This window comes from Paenibacillus sp. p3-SID867 (assembly GCF_025142895.1).
Taxonomy (GTDB): Bacteria; Bacillota; Bacilli; order Paenibacillales; family Paenibacillaceae; genus Paenibacillus_AQ.
Map to the genome: position 1 here is coordinate 25225 of NZ_JAMBDM010000028.1, position 23400 is coordinate 48624.

The following is a 23400-nucleotide window of genomic DNA, read 5'->3' on the forward strand; positions in this document are numbered from 1 at the left end:
GCCCCCGTGGGCGAAGCCTGTTTCAATGGTCTGGATCCTGCTTAGTCTTTAATCAAAGACAGAAATTCTGAACGCTGTGCAGAATCACTCTGGAAGGTACCGCGTACAGCTGACGTGACCGTTTTGCTGCCCGGCTTCTTCACACCGCGCGCGCACATGCACAGATGCTCGCCTTCCACAACGACCATCACGCCGTTTGGCTGCAGCGCCTCCACCATAATGTCCGCGATTTGCGAGGTGATGCGCTCCTGCACCTGAAGACGGCGGGTAACCGCCTCAACCAGACGCGCCAGCTTGCTCAAGCCGGCGATTTTGCCGCTAGGGACATAACCGATATGGACTTTGCCAAAGAACGGCGCCATATGATGCTCGCACTGGCTGTAATATACGATATCCTTCACGATAACCAATTCCTCATGATTCTCGTCAAAGGTAACCCCGAGGACATCCTTGGGATCCACTTCGTATCCCGCAAAGATCTCCTCATACATCCGCGTTACACGGGCCGGTGTCTCAAGGAGTCCCTCACGCTGGGGATCTTCACCGATCAGTTTCAATATTTGCTCAACATGATACTCGATCTGCTCCCGGTTATCGCCTACTTTATTGTTCACATAATCCTTTACACCCGCCACAGTACATCCCCCTTTTTCGTTCCATAGAAAAAGCAAACGGTTAACTTATAGCCGCTGTTAGCGGCCTTTTTAAATAGAAATGCCCCTCCGTCATTTCATTTAGACGGGAGCGGGCTTTTTTTCATTATGATTTGCGTTTACGGCCTTGCCCTTTACCCGGCATAGGCTGATTTTTCATCATTTGCTGTGCGCGCTGCATTTGCTTGCTGTTCATGTTATAGCCCATTTGTTTTGCCATCTTCTGCAGCATTTGCGGATCGTTCTGCATCTTCTCCAATTGCTTGCGGAGATAAAATACGCCGATAAAAAATCCGCCAACCAGACCCACGATCAATGTAATAATCGGAATGACTATATCCATCACTTGACCACCTTCTACTATACTAATATTTACCATTTAATGGCGCATATACGAACCTATCATAGCATGTCCTTTTCGCCACAGCAAATGAAAATAACGGATACATGGCAGCAAGCGGCCCTAGTCATGCATATTGTATCCTTTACGACCCTTTTCGACCTGGCATAGCTCCTTCAATTGTTAACAGAGTGCGTTTGATCTCCGGCCCGCCGGCATATCCGATGAGAGCTCCGTCAGCACCTACCACACGATGGCATGGCACGATGATCGGGACCGGGTTCTTGTTGTTCGCTCCGCCTACGGCACGAACCGCTTTAGGACGCCCGATGGATTCGGCCACATCCTTATAGGAACACACCGTTCCATAAGGAATGGACTTCAGCGCTTCCCACACCTGCAATTGGAACGAAGTTCCGCGCATGTCCAGCTGTACGTCGAACGCCTTTAGCTCCCCTGCAAAATACTGCTTCAACTGCGTGATCGCAGGAGCTAATCTTGCCTCGTCACGCTGGTAGCCGCCGTTACCGGCCCAGGTCCGTGACCACTGCTGGATGACCGCTTCCTTCACATAGAAGCTGCCAAATTCAATAAGACATAATCCCTTCTCCGTTGCGCAGACCGTCAGCGGTCCAATCGGAGATTGAAGTTCATCGTAATACAGCATTTCCGGTCCTCCTTCAGGGATGGCCATCGGCTCAACTCCCTGAATAACAGGACTCTCCTGTTCCGGCTTGTCCCCATTAGAGGAACCCGCAGCAGGAGTGCCAGCGGAAGAAGCATCAGCCGCAGCTCCGGCAGGCGCTTCTTTCTCACTCGGTGTATTCAGTTTATTCAAGGCTTGCTGCAGCATATCTCGTACTTGGGAATCCCCTTCTGATTTCATGCTTTTCTCTAAGTTGTTCAACGCTTCTTCGCCTCCAATACGGCCCAGAGCCCATGCAGCGGTTCCCCGCAGCTCCGGGCGCGGGTCTTTCAGCAGTACCTCGCTCAGCTTCGGTACGGCTGAAATATCTTTAAAGTTGCCAAGCGCGATGACAGCATTGCGCTGAATCGGCTTTCGGCCGCGCCAAGCGGCCGAAGTATCTCCAAATGCCTCCTTGAATTCCCGGTTGGTCATATCCAGGATGGGCAGGAGCAGCGGCTTGGCTTTTTCAGGATCGGGCTTAAAGTCCTCTTGATGAGTCCAATTCTTGCCCCGGTTCTTCGGACAAACAATTTGACAGGTATCACAGCCGTACAGCCGGTTACCGATCTTGCGCATGGCTTCTTCGTCCAGAAACCCTTTGGTCTGGGTTAGAAAAGAAACGCAGCGCTGGGCATTCAGCTGCCCGGGACCGACAAGCGCGCCGGTTGGGCAAGCGTCAATGCACTTGGTGCACTCCCCGCAGTCCTCGGTTACCGGCGTATCCGGCGGAAACGGAATATTGGTCACCATTTCGCCAAGGAATATCCAGGAACCGAACTTCGGAGAGATGATGGCGCAGTTCTTAGCGCTAAAGCCAATCCCGGCTCGCTGCGAAACCGCCCGGTCAACAAGCGCGCCCGTGTCCACCATGCTTTCAAGCTTCGCATCCGGCACGCGTTCTTTAATGTATTCCTCCAGGCGGCTCATGGCCTCCCGGAGCACCTGATGATAATCCCTTCCCCAAGCAGACCGCGCCATAATCCCCCTGTACTTGCCAGGCTCCGATTTGGGCGGGTTCTCCATCTTGGAGTGGTACGTTATGGCGATGGCGATCAGGGACTTCGGCTTCGTACCGGGAAGGGCCGGAGTAACCCGCTTATCCAGATCGGACTCTTCAAAGCCCGACTCATACCCTTTATCCCGATGGTTTTGCAATATTCCCTTCAAGGATTCGAACGGCTCCGCCGAAGCAAAGCCGATATCATCAATGCCAAGCTCCGGTGCAACGGTCTTAAGCTCCTGCTTAAGCTCCTCCCATACCGAAGGCGGAGGAGCATACGAGCCAAGTGTGTAGGTCATTCTCCAGCGCCTCCTTTCCTGGGATGATGTTCTGTCTTTTCAGCTACAGCTTTTTGATCTCGGACAACGGCCAGAAAATAAATTCAGCCCTGCCCACGATGTCGCTTTCCTTCACGCTGCCGAACATGCGGCTGTCCTTGCTCTTTCCAAGATGGCGGTTATCTCCCATAACGAAGTAGCGGCCCTCTTCCAGGGTTATAGGCTCAAAGCCCGGGTCCTCGATCGGGACATCGGTATATCCTTCCTGCTGTGCAACTCCGTTTACGTACAGCTTCTGGTCCTTTACCTCAATGGTGTCCCCAGGTACGCCAACGACACGCTTTACAAGAAACTCCTTCTTATCCGGGCCATCACTCGGGTCCTTAAGCACAATGACATCGCCATGGCTCGGTTCGGCAAAGCGATATACCACTTTATTAATAAATAGCCGCTCCGATGCTACCAGTGTCGGCTGCATAGATTCACCTTTAACCATAGAAAGGTTGAACACAAACATATTTAGAAGCACCATAATAACAAATGCAATCGCAATCGTCTTTACCCAATCCCAAAGCTCGGCAGCCCAGCCGTTCTTCTTGCCAGGTTGATTCTGAGGTCCGTTGTTCTCGCCATGCTCAGTTGAATCCGGAGAAATCACTTGTCCCATGCTACACCTACTTTACTTCAATTTCGCCTTCGGGTACCAAAGGCGGCACCTTCAAAAAAGGTACATTAATAGAAAAGCATATCTCCCACCCATTTGCAACGGCTGAAAGATATGCTTCATATCGAAAAAATGTCGTTTCTTATCTCTGTCGAAGCTTAAGGCCGCCGTTTGCGTCGCTCGTATGTACCGCTCTCGTCATGACTACTATTGACCAAGGATACTGAGCTTCTGGAACGACCGCAGGATTTGGCTGGCACCGTATCCCATAGCTTCATAAAATGGCATGGCTGCGGCGTTGTGCTCGTCTCCGGCTACCATGATCCGACTGACTTTCCGTGATTGAAAACGCTGTTCCATTGCCGAAATCAATGCTTTGCCAATCCCTTTTCTGCGGTAGTCGGGATGAATGGCAATGCGGTAATAACAACCATGATTGCGTTCGATCGTACCGATTAAGGCACCAACGATTTCACCGTTTTCTTCAGCCACCATAATCAGATCGGAGTCCCAAGCAAGCTGTCTGGAGAAGGGCTCCATCGTGTTTTCGTAGCATTCTTCCGATAAAGCAATCTGCAGAAGCTCGGTTACGGGGTTACAGTCACTCAACTGAAAGGAACGAACATGCATTTCAAAATCTCCCTTTTCGTTAGCATGATGCGGTTTACCCGGTTTACAAAAATCTAGTATTCCGTTAACGCAAACCTGACATTTATGTTACTACAAAAAACCCGAAAATCCTCTTTCCTTGTCCATTAAACCACATCTTTCTCGTAAATTCACGAGTTTTCTTCTGAAAGCGCTTTATATGAAGCGTTTTCATCTTTTTAGCTGGATAATATTCCATATTTTTGTTGAATAACAGGTTTGTTTCCTGCTGTTAAACCATTAGCTCACTGTTAAAATCACACCCATGAATTTCCAAGCCTTTTCTTTCTGATTGAGATCTATAGTTTAATAAAATAACCGGACTTTCCCAGTCCTATCGTTGATATAGGCAAGTAAAAAAAACAACAGCGTTCTCTAGGCTATGTGCCTTTGAGCAACGCTGTGTTTTCGTTCATCATATTTACTGGAGAACGACGGTGTCGCCCACTTTCAGCCCTGACACAACCTCGACTTTATCCAGCGTCTGCAAGCCGGTCTCGATATCCTGCCGTTCAATCTGACCGCCTCCCTTGTCCACCATGACGTAGGAGGTGCCTCCGTCCGTCATAACGGCAAGTTTAGGAACCACAACCGCCTTATCCTTTCGTTTGGTTACAATGTCTCCGTTCAGCGTCAGCCCGCCGATCAAACGATCTTCCTTCGGCAGCGAGATGATTACCTTAAACTGTGGCGTCTGGGAGGTTTGCTTCTCCTGAGCCGTCGTCTCGGCAAATTTGGCCACTTCCAGCACCTTTCCCTTCAGCTTTAGATCCTTGATGGACGGCAGCTTTACTTCAACCGCCATGTCCTGCTTAATGCTGAATATATCGTTTTCCCCGACATATGCCACTAATCGAAGAGAATCCAGGTCGACGATTTTGCCGATATACTGGTTCGCCGTCACCGATTGCGGCCGCTGCTGCGTCGGATCGAACAGAAACAGGCCTGTTGCAGGTGATAGATATGTAGCTTTCTTCAGCCTGTCATTCAAGTCGGCCAGCGTCTGGCGTTCAATATCGTTGGTAACCTCGTCCAGCTGACTGCTCAGCCGAGCATTTTCCTGGTCTGCGAGCATTTTAAGGCGCTCGGCCTCCGTTGCTAACGCCGGGGCGTTATCGAGGTCCTGATTTAACGTGAACTCCTTCAGCTCCTGCTCCAGCTTCCGCTTCTGCAGCTCGGCTTCCTTCTGCTGAAGCTGCTGGCGAATGGCCGTTTGCTCCAATTTATAAAGCGCATCGCCTTTCTTGATCTGCTGGCCGTTCTCTACGTTCCAAGACTCCACTTTCGCTTCAAAAGGTGCGTACACATTGGTCTCCCGCCCGTATTCGGACGTTCCCTTGACCTGCACGGTCGAGACGATGCTTTCCTCGGTTACGGGAAATGAGATGACCTGCGGCTCTTCCATCATGGGAATCTCGGGTTCTTTCGGTTTCACCTGTCCATATCCCCAATATCCCACCAAGCCCAGCACGGCAACGATAACCGTCCATTTTATGATTTTTTTTATCATACCGATTTAGCTTCCTTTCCGAAACTCATTATCCTAATCCCGCTTGATGGCCAGAAGTGCGTTCGTTCTTGCTGCACTGATCGCCGGATAGATCCCCGAGAAGATTCCGGTCATCACGGCGAAGACAATGCCGATCGGCAGCGTCTCCAGCGTAACCGCAATTTGCAGCCCAGACATGCCCGCCGAAGCCATAATGAATGAATTTAGTCCCTTGATGATCAAAAATGCGAATACGATGCCAAGCAATCCGCCAAGCAAACCGAGCAGGCTGGCTTCTACGATGAACATGTTGCGGATTTGCGGCATATTCGCCCCCAGAACCTTCATGATGCCGATTTGTCTGCGGCGCTGATGCGTAGACATCGTCATCGCTACGATGATCGATATCGAGGCTAATAACAGGATAAATACGCCGATGCCGAGAGCGATCGCTTTGAATGTATCCAATTGGGAAGCGACCTGGTCACGCATGGCCAGATTGTCGCTCGCATTCAGCGCAAGCTTTGAGATCAGATCCTCGAGTGGTTTAATATGCTGCAGATCATCCACTTTGACGGTTAGACTATCGTATACCCGCTGTTTCGAAGCTGTCCCATTTTGCAGTTTCAAACTGTTTGTTAGCCATTCCGCCGTATCAAAGGAAATATAGGCCTGACGATCGTAGATCGCAAACTGGGCATCTCTTCCCGTAGGCACGTCCAGCACGCCTCCAACATAAAGCGCCGGGCTAAGCTGCTTCTTGTCACCGTCCATCTGCTCCAGCTGAATATTTTTCCCGTTCATTTCCGATACGGTGCTCTCATACATCTGATATTCTTCCCATATCTTCGGATTGTTGGGATCGCTATTGATCATATTCATTAATCTTTCGCTCGTCTCTGCATCCTTCCATCCGGTTGTTGCCCCGTAATTGAGCACCATAGCACCGATCTGATCAAGCGGGCCGCCTTCCTTGAACCTGTTACCCTGCTCTTTGAGCTTTGACAGGTCCACGGCCACAACGTTGAAGCCGTCGTTGATCAGGTTGTCGGACGAAATGGCTCTAAAATACCCGAGCTGCTTGGTGGCTATAACGGATTTGACATGATCAAAGCCCTGAATCACCTGAACCTTATCATCCGTAAGCAATCCCCGGTCAGCTCCGACCGTGGGGCCGCTGCCTTCACCTTGCCCGCTTGAGCCCTGCGGAGTCACCGTAATTTCGTCAAGCTTCATGCCGCCAATAATTTCCGTCTCCAAATAATTCTGGGCGCCGTTGCCAATGCTGATCGCTACGATAATAGCCGCGCATCCAATCGAAATACCGGTCATGCACAGGGCTGTCACCACTTTACGGCGTTTGATCTGTCCCCATGCCAGCCGTATGCTGTCTAAAATTATCAGCTGACCTCACCTGCCTCCTCCGCATGAACCGGGACCCCAGGCAGGGACGAGGGGGCGTTTGGCCCCCGTTGACCTGCTGCTGGCGTTGTATAGTCCTCCGGCTGAACCAAATAACCGTCACGGAGCATAATCGTTTTTTTCATTTGAGCAGCGACTTCCATCTCATGGGTAACGATGACAAACGTCGTTTTCATGGACTCATTCAACGCCATCATGATTCGGATAATTTCTTCTTCCGTCTTGGTGTCCAGGTTGCCCGTCGGCTCGTCCGCAAAAATTACGGAAGGCTCGGTAATCAACGAGCGCGCAATACTGACGCGCTGCTGCTGTCCGCCTGACAGCTGGGACGGGTACAACGAAGCCTTATCGCCGATCCCCGTCATCTCCAGCAGCTCCATCGCTTTCTTGCGGCGCTTGGACGGAGAAACGGATTGAAAGACCAGTGGAAGCTCCACGTTCTCCCGAACCGTGAGCGTCGGGATCAGCTCATAGGCCTGAAAAATAAACCCGATATGCTTGCGCCGGAAGACAGCAAGCTTGTTTTCCCCGTATTTGACAATATCCTGATCGGCAATATAAATATGGCCTTCCGTCGGCTTCATCAGTCCTGCCATTAAGTTGAGCAGCGTGGATTTGCCCGACCCGGAACTGCCGAGCAGGGCAATCATCTCTCCCTTCTGGACTTCGAACTGGATATTATGGAGCACCTTTAACACTTCGTTACCGTTCTTAAAGCTGTGCGATACATTTTCCAAACGCAACATGTTCGCTATTCCTTTCCGGTTCTTAATTTAACTCTCCTCGTCAGGAACTGCAGTAGGCGTGAATATCAGATTGTAGCTTTGGCTGCCGAGCGTGATCCGCTCATTCTGGAATTCGTCCACCAGGGTTAAGTTAAACCAACCGCCGCGAAGTTTTTTGTATTGCTCATCCGACAGCTCCATCGACACCGACCGGGTGCCCGGCACCTGGATATCGGTACCTGGCGTGAGCGTACGCTCCTGTGTCTGTCCGAGGCTGTCTTTGATGATTAGAATCAGCTTGTGGCCGGAGTCCGCCGCAACGATGCTCTCGCTGCGTTTTACATCAAACGTGATATTCAGCGGAATGGAAGAACTGCCCTCCTGCAGATGTCCTACCGCTTTCGTAACCGAAACGTGGTAAGGATACCAATCGAGGTTCGTCAGTCCGGAGCTTACGGCAGGTCTGATCGGATTCAGCATCAATTTTTTCACGCCCATGACACCGGTAGCGTCTTTCCCCGTCTCCGCAAGCTTGCCTCCGGTCATTGCCGTACCCAGAGCAAGCCCCAATTCGCTTGCAGCCCCCTTCGGCACTCTGGCCCAAAAGACGATCGACTGCTTGGATCCCGGCTGAAGCGAGGCTTCCGGCTGAATGGTTTCCGCTTCGTAGATCTTGCCATCCGTGCTTTGGAAATACCCCTTCAGCACTGCTGCTTGAACGCGGCGCTGTTCATTGCTGGTCAGCAAGAACTCGGAATAGACAATGTCGGAGTCCACGCCTTCATAGATGACCGTCCGCCGTTCCTGTGCCTCGGCGCGCTTACCAATCGCGGTAACCGTATACGGCTTCCCTTTCTCCAAGGTGCTGATCGACTGCGTCATGCCGGACGTGGTCATGGTAAGGAACGACGTTTTGGCTGTATCCTGCTGCGTAAACAGCTCGAAGCGGAGCGAACGGATATCCTTGGTATAAGGGATTCGCGCCATGACATATACCTCGGTTGATGAGCCCGGGGGAATCAGGGAACCCTGCTCCTCCGCAATAACCTCCGAACCGGCCAGCGTCGTTTTTTCGTCCGCTGTGACGTTTACTTTAAGCTCAGGCAGCGGCAGCGATTTGGATTCCTGGGTATTCCGCAGACGCAGCTTCGCAACGATCAGATCCTGATCCTGCCATGGCAGACGCTGCATGGATTCCAGCGTGTACGCAAATCCTTTGGCCGTCTGCGCGTCGTACTCCACGCCGATCGATGATTTGCGTTCCGTTTGGTAAGGGATGGCAAAATATGCAATCGGCAGGGTCAATGACTCCTGGACCTCGGTGGTCGTCTCACTGCCCGGTTCACCCGAGCCCGCCGGCGGATTGGATGAGCTGACAGGGCCAGATGCCCCGATCATTTGCAGCTTCAACCGGTCCTGCTTGAGATCAAGCGGAAGTGTTATTTCCATCACCATCGTTTTCTCTTCCCCGGGACGGAGTGTCAAACCCGCCTTGTTATCCGGAGTGTAAGGATGGAAGGAGCCTTCGGATGCTTTAATCGTATACTCGTAGGCCGGAACCTCCACCGATTTTTTTCCTTTGTTCTTGAAGGCCATCTCGATACTCCATATGCCCTGTCCCCCGGCGGCGCGCAGCGAAGCCTGGCGGATTCTGGCATCGACCGGAATGCCCTTGATGGTCAACTTCTTGGCCGCGCCAGCCGCGACATCCCACTTTGGAGCTGTTGCCGCAGGCAGCTTGAAGGATGCGACCGGCAACGACAGCTTCAGCGTTTCATCGTTTTCGGTCCACAAGAAACGCAACCCGGTCGTTTTAAGATAGGAGGGAACTTCCGTTATGTAATAAACCAGTTTCTTTTCTTTCGGCTGAACAGGCACACCCTCGGCCCCTGCCTCATGACGCAGAAGGAATGAACTGCCGCTTCCCGTCACCAAATACGGTTCGAACCCGCGGTCATTCCATACCTTTCCGCCATGGTTCGTCATATACATCCCGACTTTGGCGATGACTTTCCCGTCGTACTTGATGATCTCCAGTGATTCAGCCTGTACGGTAACCGGACTGCCGCCCAGTTGCAGCTTGGAGCTCGAACCGGATGGTACGGCGGCTGAATAGTTGGCCGGCATCCTGTACGTTCCGACACGCTGCAGGTAGCCTTTGACCTGCGGATTCCATACGTCCATCACCAGCTTCATGCCGGACAAGGAGCTGCTATCGGTCTTCGCATAGTAGGTTACACTCAGGCTTTGCCCAGGTTCTACCTTCTTCTTGGTTAGATCCTTGGAAATGGGATTGGCTGCCGTCACCGAACCGCCGGGAAGCACCACCTTGGGAAAATAAGATACCAGGCGCGCTGCGCTTTTCCCTCCGTTTTTATAAGTCAGTGTAAATACCGCCACATTCGTGCCGGTTTGCTGCCATACGTCGGCATGGTCAAGCTTTGCCGTGACGTTGTTGCCAAGTTTCACGCTCCAGGCGAGCGCTGCACCCTTCTGCGCAGTCGACTTCGTGATTTGCGATGGCTGCGTCTTAGATGCTGCAGCTTCCACTTGCGGTGCCGCAGCCAGAATGGCAGCCATCAGAATGGCAGTCACTCTGAGCTTTGTACTATTCATGTTATGTACCGACCCCTTTCTACCTCGACATATCCCTTCTATATCGACGTTTAATCATAGATTTGTTCAAGACTATATATATAACGACAAATTTCAAAGAAAAGTTTTCCATTAATATTCATTGCGCCGAAACAACGTTCCATCGTGCAAAAAATTAGCCCTCTGTCGACTTTTCAAACATAAAAGTTGATTTAATCACCCAAAACGGTTTAATATATGTAGTGTAGCCGGATTACATATTACGTTTCTCCGGGATGATAAAGACTTCCTGATGAAGGAAGACCCTTTCATCATAACCAAAAACTAAATTTACAGGAGGTTTTTACTATGGCATTTCAATTACCAGCACTTCCTTACGCAAACGACGCGCTCGAGCCTCATATCGACGCACAAACGATGGAGATCCACCATGATCGCCACCATAATACCTACGTAACCAACTTGAACGCTGCTCTTGAGAACGCTCCTGAGCTTCAAGGCAAATCCCTTGAGGATCTGATCGCTAACCTTGACGCTGTACCGGAAAGCATCCGCACAGCGGTTCGCAACAACGGCGGCGGCCATGCTAACCACTCCCTGTTCTGGGAAGTTATCGGACCAAACGGCGGCGGACAACCGACTGGCGCATTGGCTGATGCCATCAACAGCGAGCTCGGCGGCTTCGATAAATTCAAAGAAGATTTCGCAAAAGCGGCTACAACCCGTTTTGGCAGCGGCTGGGCTTGGCTCATTGTTAAAGACGGCAAACTGGCAGTAACCAGCACACCAAACCAAGACAGCCCGATCATGGAAGGTCAAACTCCTCTCCTCGGCCTGGACGTTTGGGAGCATGCTTACTACCTGAAGTATCAAAACAAACGCCCTGATTACATTTCTGCATTCTGGAATGTAGTAAACTGGGAAGAAGTCGGCAAACGTTACGATAACGCGAAATAATATCGCTTAACTAAAAACCGATATCATACCAAAAAAAGGCTGCTTTCAGCTTGTAGACCCTGTCTACCGCGAAAGCAGCCTTTTTATATCGATATCATGCTGTTACGTGTTATTTACCGCTGGTGGAGGGGTAGCTTCATAATAGCGGACCTTGGACGGCGTATAGATGACCGCGAGCAGGATGACCGAGATCAGGACGGCTGCACCTGCACCGATCAGGCATACGGTCTGCAGCGGCCAGGCAGCGGCGACAAAACCGAGCAGAAGCGTTAACAGAATCTGCAGCATCCCTTCCAACAAGCGGGTCACGCTCGTAAAACGCCCCATCAGATCAATAGGCACGTGATTTTGAAAAAAAGTGGTATATCCCGCATTCGCATACGAAGTGAAGAAACCAAACACGATAAAGCCGATAACTGCCGTCAGGAGGCCGGATGCGGCATAGAAGATCATATATCCGGCACTCGACAGCAGCACACCAGCCCCGATAAACATGCGCAATGACAGCCATTTGACTGTTAGAGACGCAGCCGCTGAGCCAGCCAGATACCCCGCTCCGGCTACGCTGACGAGTAGTCCGTAATCCTCGTCTCCGAGGAACAGCACCTGTTTAATAAAGGTAGCCTCTTGGGAATCGAGCGCGAAGCCGAGCAGCATGGCAGATTGAAACAACAGGTATACGAGCATAAAATACTTCGCCGCTTTCCCAAAATGAATAACCGCTGCCCAATCCCGAAGGAGCATCTTCATCGTGATGGCATCACGTCCATTGCCCGCGTTCTCCTCTCCATCCACATCGGGAAGGAAGTAAATGACAAGCGCGCAGATGAAGAATGATACGGCATTGATGAAGATACTAACCCGAATGTCCGTATAAGCGATCAAAAGGCCGGATATGGCGGGTCCAAGCAGCACCGCTCCGGATGTTGTAAAGCTGGACCATGCGTTGAACCGCTTTCGTTCCTCTCCCGGTATCAGCTTCGTTATATAAGTCATGGACGTAGGCCCGAAGAAAGCGCCCGCTACGTTAATCAGAAACATGATGCAATAGATACCCCAAACCGATGAAATAAAGGGGATCATGGCAATCAAAATCCCCCGAATCACATCGGTGGTGACCATAAGCCTGCGCTTATTCGCCCGGTCAATCATACTGCCCGCCCAGGAGTTGATAAACAGGGTTGCGAGCGGTCGGATGATAAATAATCCAGCCACCGCCGCAGGAGAACCTGTCATGTGCAGCACAAGCAAATTGATGGCAACCAGATAGATCCAGTTTCCCAGATTGGAGACCCCGATGCCAAAAATGTAAAGAAGCGCATTCTTCCAGGTATGCAAAATCTCCACTACTCCTTACGAGCCGTTTTATTATGATATCCCCATTCCAAGGGTATTTTCGGCTTCAAGATGAGAAATACGAGTTCAAAATCCGAATGAACACATTCGGAAATGCGTAGCGTTCCATGTCATGCACGTGAATCCAGCGAAAGTTCTCTTCGCCTGTCTCATAAGCCGCTGCACTCTCTGCTGCTTGCAGGGCTGCTGGCGGCACCTCGTGCCACTTACAGCGGTACACGCCCATATTCCATTGAATATGGCTAAAGGTATGCTCAGCGTCCATCACATGGCCGATCGGCAGAACCGGAACCCCTTCTTCCAGTAGGGCATCCCTCAAGCGGTTCATCGTTGTCTCCTCGGACATCGTGGCCGGTACGCCGCTCCCTTCGGTCGATACAATTACATGCGGCAGCTCCCACATCCCTGCCAATAAACCGGTAGATGGACGCTTACGGATCAGAATCTTCCCTTCGTGCACGCCGGTGCCCTCTACAATCGCCGTAAGGCGGTATTCAGGGCGCGGCGGCTTGGCCTTCGTCTTAATAGGAAGGGACTCCTCTTTGCCCTCAAACCGCGCTGTACAATGCTCCATCACCGGACATACCAGACATTTAGGAGACTTCGGCGTACAGATCAACGCCCCCAGTTCCATCAGCGCCTGAGTGAAATCCGATGCTCGCCCGTCCGGAACCAGCATCAGCACCAGATCCTCCATCTTGGTCCGGGTTTTCACCTTCATAATATCTTCTTCAATCAAAAAAAAGCGGGACAGCACACGCATGACGTTACCGTCCACTGCTGCGGCAGGAATGTTAAATGCGATGCTGCGAATGGCACCCGAGGTATATGGACCAATGCCTTTAAGTCCCGACACTTCTTCTTTGCCGCTCGGCATAACGCCACCATACTGCTCTGTCACCTGCCTGGCGGCAGCCTGAAGGTTGCGTGCCCGGGAATAATAGCCGAGGCCCTCCCAGCATTTCAATACATCGTCCTCCGGCGCATCCGCAAGCGACTGAATCGTTGGAAACCGTTCAATAAACCGGTGGAAGTAAGGAATTACCGTGTCCACCCGGGTCTGCTGCAGCATGATCTCAGATACCCATATATAGTAGGGATCGCGGTGCCTGCGCCAAGGCAAATCCCTTTTGTTGATCTCATACCAATCCAGCAGCTCGTGGCTGAAGTATTGTTTGTGTTCCTTATTATACATCTATAAGTAATCTCCTTCGTTAACCTTACTTTATCTTCTCAACCACGGCAAAAGCGGAAGCCAGCGTGGCCTGATGCGAAATCGTCAAATGAATCGCATAATGGGCGGACTCCTCCATTCCAAGGCGGTCCCAGGCTTCCCGGGATAAACGTGCCTCAGGCCTGCCAAGAGCACCCGGCAGCACTTCGATGTCACGAAACCCGATTACACCCCCGATTCCGGAGCCAAAGGCTTTGGATATCGCCTCTTTGGCAGCAAAGCGCCCGGCAACAAACTCCGTGCGTTTCGCCCCCTTGCCTGCGGCAATGACCTGCTCGCCCTGCGTAAGCACGCGCTGCATGAACCTCTCTCCATGCGGGCCTGTCATTAACATCTCCATTCGCTTCATGTCCAGCACGTCATGTCCGATTCCGTAGATCACAATCGTCCGCTCTCCTTCATGGATCCAGTCTTCCTGTCCAAAAAAATAAACTCCTACTTATTGTATCAGTCGATGTACCTCAACGCGAGACCAACGGTGTTACAACAAAATGAATTAAATAAAATTGTTGTGTTTCAAATTTTATCCATATAGACTGTACAAAATAGCATGATGTGAGGGGGAAGCATATTATGGGCTCATTGATTTATCACGTTGCCGTTTCGCTTGACTATTTTATCGCAGATCAAGCCATGATGGATGGGAGGATCGACCGCACTCTCTTTTTATTCGATGGGGAGCATGTTCCGGACTTCTTGGCAGAGATTCAGGAGTTTGAGGCTGTGCTGATGGGCGGTAAAACCTATGAGTTTGGATTTAAGATGGGGGCTAAGCCGGGTGAACCTGGTTACAAAGGACTCAAACATTATATATTCTCACGGTCATTAGAATTCGAATCCAATGATGAAGTTGAGTTAGTCAAGGAGGACGCCATCCCGTACATCCATAATCTCAAACAACGGACAGACGGTAAGCTCTGGCTGTGCGGCGGGGGGGAATTGGCAGGAAGCCTGCTTCAGCATCAACTGATCGATCAGCTTGTATTAAAGGTCAACCCGGTAATCGTTGGCGACGGCGTTCCGTTGTTCGGCAGTGTCAAACCCCGGCTAAGACTCGAACTGGTCGATATGAAGCAATATGCCAACGGCGTTCTCAAACCGACCTACAACATCATGTATACCTAACCTAGTGCCTCGCTAAATAAATAGCCTTCCGGAGGGTATTTCTCCGGAAGGCTATTTGCTGGGTATTCGTATGTTAGATGCCTGGAATCGTATTGCGCTTGTGCGCGGTTTTGTTGTAATAGCTCTCGAGCTTCTGCTGAACATCAGGGTTGATCGTCTTGCCTTCCAGATAATCGCTGTTATCCTCGTAGCTGATTCCGAGCTCTTTCTCGTCTGTCTGACCTTCCCAAAGGCCGGCAGAAGGCGCTTTGTCCAGAATCGATTGCGGAACCCCCAAATAGGATGCGAGCATACGAACCTGACGCTTGTTCAGGGAACTCAGCGGCGTAATGTCCACTGCTCCATCGCCCCACTTGGTATAGAAGCCGGTAATCGCCTCGGAAGCATGATCCGTGCCGACAACGATCAAATTCTGTTCGAATGCCAGCGCATATTGTACCACCATACGCACCCTTGCTTTCACATTACCTTTGCCGGGAATGCTCATATGTTTATGGACGCCGATATTCTTCAGGCCATGCTCTACCTCCAGTGCAACCTCGTTCACGGCTTCCTCGATATTGGTCTCGACGGTATATTTCAAATCGAAGGCCTTCGCCGTGGCGTAGCTGTCGGAAATATCAGCCTGCTCGCCGTATGGCTGGAACACCCCTAGTGTCTTGTATTCCTTACCGGTCTCCTCCGTAAGCTCGTCAGTAGCCCGTTTGCACAGACCGGCAGCCACCGCCGAATCAATCCCGCCGCTAATGGCGATTAGCAATCCGGAAGTACCCGAGTTCTTCACATAGGTTTTCAGAAAATCAACGCGCTTGCGCACCTCTTCCTCCACATTAATGGTAGGTTTGACACCCAGTTCGGCGATAATTTGTTCTTGTAGGCTCATGATAGATGACTCCTTTCAGTATGTTCTCTCTTTTATGAAGTGCTTCTATAACAAAAGCCCCGCGGCTTCGGAATATGCCGAATGCTTCGGGGCCTATGTAACTGCCGAATTACTGGCAGTAGCGATTGAATGCGTCGGTCAAATCCGCCGCGATTTCTTCTGCAGAACGATTCTCCACTTGATGGCGCTCAATAAAATGCACCAATTCTCCGTCCTTCAACAGCGCAATCGATGGGGAGGATGGAGGATACGGAGCAAAATACTCGCGGGCTTTCGCCGTTGCTTCCTTATCCTGTCCTGCGAACACGGTATACAAATGATCCGGCTTCACCTGGTTCTCAAGCGCTATAGCTACACCAGGACGTGCTTGCCCAGCTGCGCATCCGCATACGGAGTTTACAACGACCAGCGTTGTGCCTTTCGCTGCCGGAAGCACTTCCTCCACCTCTTCAGGTGTTGTCAGCTCCTTGATTCCCAAGCTAGTCAGCTCATCCCGCATCGGTTGAACCATATCGCGCATATATCGGTCAAAAGACATACCCATAACTGCTTCACTCCTTATATAAACAAGATTGTTCGAATTATAACAGCTCATCGATATCTATATTATACAATCCTAAAGATTGAAAGCAAGAAAATACAAAACGAGCAGCATCACAAAATAGGATACCGCCCGTCTTTCATTGTTTCATTCTTTGAACTAGGTAGCAGGATAGTTTACCCCATCTTTTTTCTTGTCAACGATGGGCTCGCCACGGCGCTCTTTGTTTTCACGCTCCTGCTGCTCCTGTTGTTTGGAATCATTTTTACTCATCCGAATCCCTCCTTTACCCTAAGCTCTACCTTAGAATGCCTAATTACCAATCCGTTTATTCGGAAGCGGCAGCACTCTCGGTTTCCGGTAAGCTTTGCGGGAATGAGCGGACAGGAAAGGAAATAATGAAAACCGTTCCTTCCCCTAGCCGCGACTTCACATCAATGGTCCCGTGATGACGCTGTACAATGCTCATGCACAGGGCAAGTCCCAGCCCCGTTCCCTTGCTCTTCGTCGTAAAGAAAGGCTCAAACAAACGCTCCAGCTCATTCTCGGAGATGCCAATCCCGGTATCCGCAACATAAAGCTGGACCTGATCCCCTTCGAGCCGGGTTTCGATCGTCAACGTCCCCTTGTCGTCCATAGCCTCCATCCCGTTTCGGCACAGGTTCAGAATCAGCTGTTTCATCTCCTTGGCATTCAGATGCAGATGGGGAATTTCGGTTCCGAGTTTCAGCTCAATGCTCTGGCCGCGCAAATTCGCGTCAGCCCACAAGAGGGGACTGAGCTCATGTATAATGTCATGCAGGTGACACTCTTCTTTTTCTGCAACCCGGTTTTGGGCGAGGGATAAAAAATCGCTGATGATACCGTTAGCCCGATCGAGCTCCTCCATGACAATCCGGTAATAATGGTCCAGCGTATCCGGACTCTTCTCCTGCATCAGCTGCAAGAATCCACGCACGACAGCCATCGGATTGCGAATTTCATGGGTAATGCTTGCCGCCATTTGGCCAACCAAACTTAAACGCTCTACATTAATAAATTCCGTCCGAAGCCGCTCCAGCTCCGTAATATCTTCCATAATACCTACCGCACCCAAGATGTCGCCGTTCTCGTTATGTATAAGCGGATAAATGCCCGTGGAATACACCCTGGTAGCGCTTCGCATAATCTCACCGGTGCTTTCGATTCCATCTATCGCTCTATGAAACCGACTGCGCAGATGTTCTTTTTGAATCATGCCATCCAATAAGTCAAACAACGGTCTGCCGATAACATCCTTGGTCGACAGATTGGGAAACACGTTTCGAAAGCTGCGGATAAGCGGTTGATTAAAGGCGATGATATTGCCGCTTCGATCTACCGCGACCATCCCTAAAGGAATCATCTCCATCATTTTGGTTAACGATGACCACTCTCTGTTCTTCACATCATATTGGCCCGCGCCCAGACGCTCATTGGTTAATTCGATCCAATACACAATCATTCCAGAATAAAAAATGCCGATCAGCATATACAAAATGGTCACCAATATCGTATCCGGATTCAGATTATCATTCTTAACCTTACCTTCAATCGCGTGGGAGGCTACAATAATCAGCATGGCCGGAATAAGCGCGCTCCACAGCCAACAAATCTTCTCGGTCATGGAGCCTTTCCTGAAATTAGAGGTGATCCAAGGTAATAGCGAATATCCCAGAACCAGCATATTCAGAATGAGGCCGATCGTGGACCAACCATTAATCAGCCCTTGGCTTGTGATATACACAGCTGCAAGAAATAGCCCTGAACGACGACCTCCATATAATATGCCTAAAAATAACGGAATTACGCCAAGGTTGATCGGTACGTAATAATCGTTCATGGCCGAGATCAAGACACATAATACAGTGCTGATTCCGCATGCAATGACAATATGTTTGCGAAATCGAAGCAGATCATCCGGATTCTTCTTGTTCAGGCACTTTAGATGTCTGTCGAGGAGAAGCGGCAGATGAAAGATGAGTGTACCAGACAGCAAAACTTGCAGCAAAATATCTTTCCATAGGCTCAGCACAGTGATCGATCACCTCAATTGGACGACGCATCTAATATTTCTGATTAAAGCATAGGCGACATCATATTACAATATCTTGTAATTTCTCTTTCGAAGCCCGGGTAAACTACATCCTATGTCCTATTCATGAGGTTTGGGATAATTCGCAAAAATCCTATATAATAAGATTCATCTATTAATTGATATACCCCCAAAGGAGCTATGAGCAAACATGCTTGAATATGATATTATTGTCGTCGGCGGCGGACCTTCCGGATTGATGTCCTGTGTTGCGGCAGGGGAAAGAGGAGCTTCCGTTCTGCTGATTGACAAAGGAGATAAACTAGGCCGTAAACTTGGCATATCGGGCGGCGGAAGATGCAATGTGACGAATGCCAAAGAACAGGATGAATTGATTGCCAACATCCCGGGAAACGGCCGTTTTCTATATAGTGCTTTTCAGCATTGGAACAATAAGGATATCATGTCTTTTTTCGAGGGCCTTGGCATTCGCCTCAAAGAAGAAGACAATGGGCGCATGTTTCCTGTGACGGATAAAGCCTCCAGTGTCGTGAATGCCTTGATTGGCAAAGTGAAGGAGCTCGGCACCGACATCCGGACAAACAGTCCGGTGAAAAGAGTTCTTTATGAGAACGGCCGGACGGCCGGGATCGAACTGAAATCCGGGGAAGTGATCAAGTCTTCCTGCGTGATCATTGCAACCGGCGGACAGTCTGTGCCGCAAACCGGTTCGACGGGGGACGGGTATCCTTGGGCTGAGGCGGCAGGACATACGATCACGGAGCTGTATCCAACCGAAGTGCCTATCGTCTCCACCGAGCCTTTTATTGCCTCTAAAGAGCTGCAAGGTTTGTCACTGCGGGATGTGGAGCTCTCCGTCTGGAATCCGAAAGGAAAAAATGTGATTGCCCACCGGGGAGATATGCTGTTCACCCATTTCGGGGTGTCCGGTCCGATCGCGCTGCGTTGCAGTCAATTCATCCGCCAGGTGCAGCGGAAGTTTGATATCGTAAATGTGGACATGGCCATCGATATGTTCCCCGATCGCTCCCAAGCGGAGCTTGAGGCCGAACTCAAAGGACGGCTGGAGGATGAGCCGAGAAAAAGCATCAAAAACGTGCTCAAGGGCATGCTGCCGGAACGAATGATCCCCCTGCTGCTATCCAAATCCTCCATCGACAGCGACATGATCTGCAGCGGTATCTCCAAACCGGCGCTGACAACCTTTATCTCGATTCTAAAAAAGTTCATGTTCCGCGCGTCGGGCACCCGTTCGCTGAAGGAGGCCTTCGTGACAGGCGGCGGCGTCAGCCTCAAGGAAATCCAGCCCAAAAGCATGGAATCCAAGCTGATGCCCGGCCTCTTCTTCTGCGGTGAAATTCTGGATATTCACGGATACACCGGCGGTTACAATATTACAGCCGCCTTTGCAACCGGTTATACGGCAGGCAAGCATGCTGCCGAAGCAGCAGCGGTAAGTAAATCATAAGAAAAACGTATATCGACGTACTTCCACAGATGACAGACCGCGGTTAGATGAGGTTTTTCTTGCGATATCAGGAAGTCACTAGCTTCGAAGTTTATACTTACTGCTATCTATAAGAAAAACGTCTATCGACGTACTTTCACAGATGACAGACCGCGGTTAGATGAGGTTTTTCTTGCGATATCAGGAAGTCACTAGCTTCGAAGTTCATACTTTCTGATATCTATAAGAAAAACGTCTATCGACGTACTTTCACAGATGACAGACCGCGGTTAGATGAGGTTTTTCTTGCGATATCAGGAAGTCACTAGCTTCGAAGTTTATACTTTCTGCTATAATGAATAAAAGCGCGCTGTATGCCCCATCCCTTGGAGCATTCCAGCACGCTTTTTATTATTGTTGCGGGTGTCTCTCCTCTTTGTAGACTGGCCAAGACATGAGCGATGGCGCTACCATGACTGCCAGCACAGTCAGTGCAAGCACGGCGAGCCATCCCATTCCCCCTTGCAAAAGCGTTAGCCCAGCCACGAGGGAATAAAGAAATGCGGGAAGAGCGAGCAAGGTCCGGACCGCGAGGACACCAGCCGAACGATGCTGCTGATTCGTAAACGGGAGCACCTGCATAAACTCGGCTTTGGCGAACACCGCCCATCTTGTATTCAGCCAATGCGACATCATCAATACCAGAGCAAGGTATACGATGATTTTGATGATCGGCGGCGGCAGCCAGACAGCCGGAATGCCGACCAGCGTAATCTGAATGTACAATAACAAGCTCTCAGGGTGGCGCACAATCGCCTTTACCCCCGCATCGGCCAGCCTCTTCTCCGCTGTACCTTTGAACAATCGGCCGGACTTGCGCATAAACCAGGTATTGCTTCGTACACTTGGTGGTTTGCCGACGGCTTGAACGAGCAGCTTCTCCGTCAGCTGGACCCTTGTCTTCGCATCCTCACGCGCATCTGCGATGAAGGTTCCTTGCATGGCAAGCCGCTTGCGGCTAAGAAGAAACAGAACCATAAGCAGAATCAAGGCAGCTGTCCACAATACAGCATAGGACTCCAGCCAAAATGTAACAAGCAACGCTAACAGTCCAAATGAGAGCCAGCGTACGAGATAAGTCATTCCATGTTTCCGCCAGCCTTTATAACTGGAGCGAATCATGGCGGTTAATAAATTCGCGCACCAGGCGCATACAGCCGTCATCATCAGCAAGGTCACCAGGGCAATGCCGGTTATCTCAAGTTCCCTGACCAGAATTGGCAGCGCAAGCACTGTAACGACCAATCCCTTTATCGCTGAGACCGTATGACTGTATGCCATGCCCCTGATCATTAACCCCTTCATCCAGCCTCGCTGCTGGCGAAGAAACAATACGTCAGCCTCTTCCAGGAACAGCAGCACTCTACCTGAGAACATAAAGAGCAGAAGGCCTACCACCGCCTGCAGCGGAAAGAACTGGGCCCATCCGGGAAGCGGGCTCGTCCATAACTCGCGGTAGAGCCCGCCTCCCAGCAGCAGACCCGGAACAATGATGTACAGCATTACGATCCAATCGACCACGGTTGCCAGATTGTCGCGTTGATTCTTCCAATGAGCGGTCACCCTTCGCCAAAAGAGGGCGCCCGGATGGCTAAAATGATAGGATCGATCCATGTCCATTCCCTCCCTCATGTCAGCGCATCGAAGCAATCAAACAACGATGCGCCGGGAAGATCAGCGGCCTGGCGAATTTGATCCAACGTGCCCTCCGAGGCAATCCGGCCTGCGGATATGAGCACAAAGCGATCGCAAATTTTCTCTGCGGTATCCAGCACATGGGTGGACATCAATACCCCGGCTCCCCGACTTCTCTCCTCAAGCAGCAAATTCAAGAAATCTCGGGTGGCCCGGGGATCCAATCCAATAAACGGTTCATCTACAATATAGACGTCCGGCTTGGAGAGAAATCCGATCATCAGCATCATCTTCTGCTTCATTCCTTTGGAGAAGCCTCCCGGCAGTTCATTGCGCACCGGCTCCATTCCAAACTGACGGAGAAGCTGATCGGCCTGTCTCTCGAAATGTTCATCATCCATTCCAAATGCAGCAGCCGCCAAATCCAGATGCTCCCACAGCGTCAAATCCTCATAAAACACCGGCTGCTCGGGAACGTAAGCATATCGGGGCGGCTGACCTGCAATAAAGACGTCGGCTTTACTATCTTTAAGCAGCCCCAGCACCGTCTTAATGGTCGTGCTCTTTCCGGCTCCATTCGGTCCGATCAACCCCAGCAGTTCGCCGGGTGCCACTTGAAAGGATATATCCCGTATGCGCGGGCGGCCTGGTTCGTAACCCGCCTGCTGAATATCCACCTTCAGTACCGGTTCGGTATCCCATTCATTCTCTTGAATCTTATGCATCCTAACACCCCATCCGTTAATCCTTATCTCAGTATTACGCAGATAGACAAGGATTCGTTGCATTTAGCAAAACATTCTTACATTATACTGTAAAAGTTTCAGGGACCATGTGGCCCTTTCTCCCTGCGCCAAAAGCTTTATCCTTCTGTTCATTTCTGCGTTTTACACAACAGCAGCAGCGGTTGAAATCCCTCTGATTCCGGCTTATCAGGCTGGAGGTGTAGTTGATACGAGCGGAGAATGAAAATGTTTCGGCCGGATTGTGACAAATCACATGTTGAATTTACTCATTTCAGCGTAATCTTAGATTTGAAGTAATTCAGGACATGAGTCCATATCAAAGGCGGGAGAATGTATGAAGGTGTCACATGAACGCGATACACAGCTTGCTATGCACCTGTATCGGGTGTTTGCCAAGTCATTCAAGAGCGTCAACGAACATGTCGTGAATAACAGTAAAATCGAAGGCTTTAATCCAACTTCATTTGCCGTAATGGAAGTACTGTACTATAAAGGCCGCCAGCCCATCCAGCAGATCGGGGCACAGCTGCTCCTGCAGAGCGGAAACGTAACCTATGTGGTTGATAAGCTCGTTGAAAAAGGTTATGTGCGCCGCAAACCCTGTCCCGAGGACAGAAGGGTCATTTACGCCGAGCTGACTCCACCCGGAGAGCAATTAATGCAGAAGCTTTACCCCCTGCATGAACGTCACATCGAGCATGCCCTGGGTGGATTGGATGAGGAAGAGAAACATCAACTCATTGGGCTTCTGAGTAAAATGGGGAAACATGCGGAACAGGTACAAATCGTGCGCCAGCAGGGCTGAAAAAACAAAGAAAAGAACCCTTTCTCCTTCTCGGA

21 protein-coding genes are annotated in these 23400 nt (G+C 50.6%); 4 read left to right on the forward strand and 17 right to left on the reverse strand.

Translation table 11 applies throughout. From position 1 onward, the window contains the following. Window positions 1-41: 41 nt before the first annotated feature. From folE to M4D81_RS31790, 9 genes are all read right to left on the reverse strand, one after another. Window positions 42-635, reverse strand: a complete 594-nt coding sequence (gene folE, locus M4D81_RS31750) for a GTP cyclohydrolase I FolE (protein ID WP_071220880.1) — start codon at window positions 633-635, stop codon at window positions 42-44. A 124-nt stretch (window positions 636-759) separates the two neighbouring features. Further along, window positions 760-996: a YneF family protein gene (locus M4D81_RS31755; RefSeq protein ID WP_009594912.1), complete on the reverse strand. Its 237-nt coding sequence runs from the start codon at window positions 994-996 to the stop codon at window positions 760-762. Window positions 997-1138: 142 nt separating this feature from the next. After that, the gene (gene queG, locus M4D81_RS31760; protein WP_260069321.1) at window positions 1139-2980 is read right to left on the reverse strand and encodes a tRNA epoxyqueuosine(34) reductase QueG; all 1842 of its coding nucleotides are present in this window, start codon (window positions 2978-2980) and stop codon (window positions 1139-1141) included. Between the two features lie 43 nt (window positions 2981-3023). Then, window positions 3024-3626 (reverse strand): signal peptidase I, encoded by a 603-nt coding sequence (gene lepB, locus M4D81_RS31765; RefSeq protein ID WP_113060824.1) that lies wholly within the window; start codon window positions 3624-3626, stop codon window positions 3024-3026. Between the two features lie 204 nt (window positions 3627-3830). Then, entirely contained in the window at window positions 3831-4253 is a 423-nt protein-coding gene (locus M4D81_RS31770; RefSeq protein ID WP_012819018.1) for a GNAT family N-acetyltransferase, read from the reverse strand. Window positions 4254-4692: 439 nt separating this feature from the next. Next, complete coding sequence (locus M4D81_RS31775; RefSeq protein ID WP_260069322.1) at window positions 4693-5781, reverse strand: efflux RND transporter periplasmic adaptor subunit; 1089 nt, start codon at window positions 5779-5781, stop codon at window positions 4693-4695. A 33-nt stretch (window positions 5782-5814) separates the two neighbouring features. After that, window positions 5815-7110, reverse strand: a complete 1296-nt coding sequence (locus M4D81_RS31780) for an ABC transporter permease (RefSeq protein WP_483874643.1) — start codon at window positions 7108-7110, stop codon at window positions 5815-5817. Between the two features lie 50 nt (window positions 7111-7160). After that, complete coding sequence (locus M4D81_RS31785) at window positions 7161-7928, reverse strand: ABC transporter ATP-binding protein (protein WP_071220886.1); 768 nt, start codon at window positions 7926-7928, stop codon at window positions 7161-7163. 27 nt (window positions 7929-7955) lie between these two features. Then, window positions 7956-10523: a hypothetical protein gene (locus tag M4D81_RS31790; protein WP_260069324.1), complete on the reverse strand. Its 2568-nt coding sequence runs from the start codon at window positions 10521-10523 to the stop codon at window positions 7956-7958. 327 nt (window positions 10524-10850) lie between these two features. Here M4D81_RS31790 and M4D81_RS31795 point away from each other — a divergent pair, with 327 nt between their 5' ends. Continuing rightward, window positions 10851-11459, forward strand: a complete 609-nt coding sequence (locus tag M4D81_RS31795; RefSeq protein ID WP_260069325.1) for a superoxide dismutase — start codon at window positions 10851-10853, stop codon at window positions 11457-11459. A gap of 102 nt (window positions 11460-11561) precedes the next feature. Here M4D81_RS31795 and M4D81_RS31800 read toward each other — a convergent pair whose 3' ends face one another. From M4D81_RS31800 to acpS, 3 genes are all read right to left on the reverse strand, one after another. Next, window positions 11562-12797, reverse strand: coding sequence for an MFS transporter (locus M4D81_RS31800; protein WP_260069326.1), 1236 nt, complete (start codon window positions 12795-12797; stop codon window positions 11562-11564). A 64-nt stretch (window positions 12798-12861) separates the two neighbouring features. Beyond that, the gene (gene mutY / locus M4D81_RS31805; RefSeq protein ID WP_260069327.1) at window positions 12862-14010 is read right to left on the reverse strand and encodes an A/G-specific adenine glycosylase; all 1149 of its coding nucleotides are present in this window, start codon (window positions 14008-14010) and stop codon (window positions 12862-12864) included. Window positions 14011-14035: 25 nt separating this feature from the next. Continuing rightward, a complete protein-coding gene (gene acpS / locus M4D81_RS31810) occupies window positions 14036-14431 on the reverse strand; it encodes a holo-ACP synthase (RefSeq protein WP_260069328.1) in 396 nt (131 codons plus the stop codon). Between the two features lie 191 nt (window positions 14432-14622). Here acpS and M4D81_RS31815 point away from each other — a divergent pair, with 191 nt between their 5' ends. Then, window positions 14623-15174, forward strand: coding sequence for a dihydrofolate reductase family protein (locus tag M4D81_RS31815; protein ID WP_194540896.1), 552 nt, complete (start codon window positions 14623-14625; stop codon window positions 15172-15174). Window positions 15175-15247: 73 nt separating this feature from the next. Here the strand turns inward: M4D81_RS31815 and nadE are convergent, their stop codons facing one another. The 3 genes from nadE to M4D81_RS31830 form a co-directional block, all read right to left on the reverse strand. Then, complete coding sequence (gene nadE, locus M4D81_RS31820) at window positions 15248-16057, reverse strand: ammonia-dependent NAD(+) synthetase (protein WP_071220892.1); 810 nt, start codon at window positions 16055-16057, stop codon at window positions 15248-15250. 109 nt (window positions 16058-16166) lie between these two features. Beyond that, window positions 16167-16601: a BrxA/BrxB family bacilliredoxin gene (locus M4D81_RS31825; protein ID WP_071220893.1), complete on the reverse strand. Its 435-nt coding sequence runs from the start codon at window positions 16599-16601 to the stop codon at window positions 16167-16169. A gap of 325 nt (window positions 16602-16926) precedes the next feature. Continuing rightward, window positions 16927-18651 carry a two-component system sensor histidine kinase NtrB gene (locus M4D81_RS31830; protein ID WP_260069329.1) on the reverse strand — a complete coding sequence of 575 codons (1725 nt, stop codon included), beginning with the start codon at window positions 18649-18651 and terminating at the stop codon, window positions 16927-16929. A gap of 211 nt (window positions 18652-18862) precedes the next feature. Here M4D81_RS31830 and M4D81_RS31835 point away from each other — a divergent pair, with 211 nt between their 5' ends. Continuing rightward, a complete protein-coding gene (locus tag M4D81_RS31835) occupies window positions 18863-20140 on the forward strand; it encodes a BaiN/RdsA family NAD(P)/FAD-dependent oxidoreductase (RefSeq protein WP_260069330.1) in 1278 nt (425 codons plus the stop codon). Between the two features lie 390 nt (window positions 20141-20530). Here the strand turns inward: M4D81_RS31835 and M4D81_RS31840 are convergent, their stop codons facing one another. Beyond that, complete coding sequence (locus M4D81_RS31840; protein ID WP_260069331.1) at window positions 20531-21793, reverse strand: ABC transporter permease; 1263 nt, start codon at window positions 21791-21793, stop codon at window positions 20531-20533. Between the two features lie 14 nt (window positions 21794-21807). Then, window positions 21808-22539: an ABC transporter ATP-binding protein gene (locus M4D81_RS31845; RefSeq protein WP_071221886.1), complete on the reverse strand. Its 732-nt coding sequence runs from the start codon at window positions 22537-22539 to the stop codon at window positions 21808-21810. 355 nt (window positions 22540-22894) lie between these two features. Between M4D81_RS31845 and M4D81_RS31850 the strand changes: the two genes are divergently transcribed. Then, complete coding sequence (locus M4D81_RS31850) at window positions 22895-23365, forward strand: MarR family winged helix-turn-helix transcriptional regulator (protein ID WP_071221887.1); 471 nt, start codon at window positions 22895-22897, stop codon at window positions 23363-23365. Window positions 23366-23400 lie beyond the last annotated feature (35 nt).

Coding starts and splice junctions, on each gene's coding strand:
- M4D81_RS31755 (WP_009594912.1), bottom strand. CDS start 996: ATGGATATAGTCATTCCGATTATTACATTGATCGTGGGTCTGGTTGGC.
- M4D81_RS31835 (WP_260069330.1), top strand. CDS start 18,863: ATGCTTGAATATGATATTATTGTCGTCGGCGGCGGACCTTCCGGATTG.
- queG (WP_260069321.1), bottom strand. CDS start 2,980: ATGACCTACACACTTGGCTCGTATGCTCCTCCGCCTTCGGTATGGGAG.
- M4D81_RS31785 (WP_071220886.1), bottom strand. CDS start 7,928: ATGTTGCGTTTGGAAAATGTATCGCACAGCTTTAAGAACGGTAACGAA.
- mutY (WP_260069327.1), bottom strand. CDS start 14,010: ATGTATAATAAGGAACACAAACAATACTTCAGCCACGAGCTGCTGGAT.
- M4D81_RS31840 (WP_260069331.1), bottom strand. CDS start 21,793: ATGGATCGATCCTATCATTTTAGCCATCCGGGCGCCCTCTTTTGGCGA.
- lepB (WP_113060824.1), bottom strand. CDS start 3,626: ATGGGACAAGTGATTTCTCCGGATTCAACTGAGCATGGCGAGAACAAC.
- M4D81_RS31845 (WP_071221886.1), bottom strand. CDS start 22,539: ATGCATAAGATTCAAGAGAATGAATGGGATACCGAACCGGTACTGAAG.
- M4D81_RS31775 (WP_260069322.1), bottom strand. CDS start 5,781: ATGATAAAAAAAATCATAAAATGGACGGTTATCGTTGCCGTGCTGGGC.
- M4D81_RS31825 (WP_071220893.1), bottom strand. CDS start 16,601: ATGGGTATGTCTTTTGACCGATATATGCGCGATATGGTTCAACCGATG.
- M4D81_RS31790 (WP_260069324.1), bottom strand. CDS start 10,523: ATGAATAGTACAAAGCTCAGAGTGACTGCCATTCTGATGGCTGCCATT.
- M4D81_RS31770 (WP_012819018.1), bottom strand. CDS start 4,253: ATGCATGTTCGTTCCTTTCAGTTGAGTGACTGTAACCCCGTAACCGAG.
- M4D81_RS31815 (WP_194540896.1), top strand. CDS start 14,623: ATGGGCTCATTGATTTATCACGTTGCCGTTTCGCTTGACTATTTTATC.
- M4D81_RS31850 (WP_071221887.1), top strand. CDS start 22,895: ATGAAGGTGTCACATGAACGCGATACACAGCTTGCTATGCACCTGTAT.
- M4D81_RS31795 (WP_260069325.1), top strand. CDS start 10,851: ATGGCATTTCAATTACCAGCACTTCCTTACGCAAACGACGCGCTCGAG.
- nadE (WP_071220892.1), bottom strand. CDS start 16,057: ATGAGCCTACAAGAACAAATTATCGCCGAACTGGGTGTCAAACCTACC.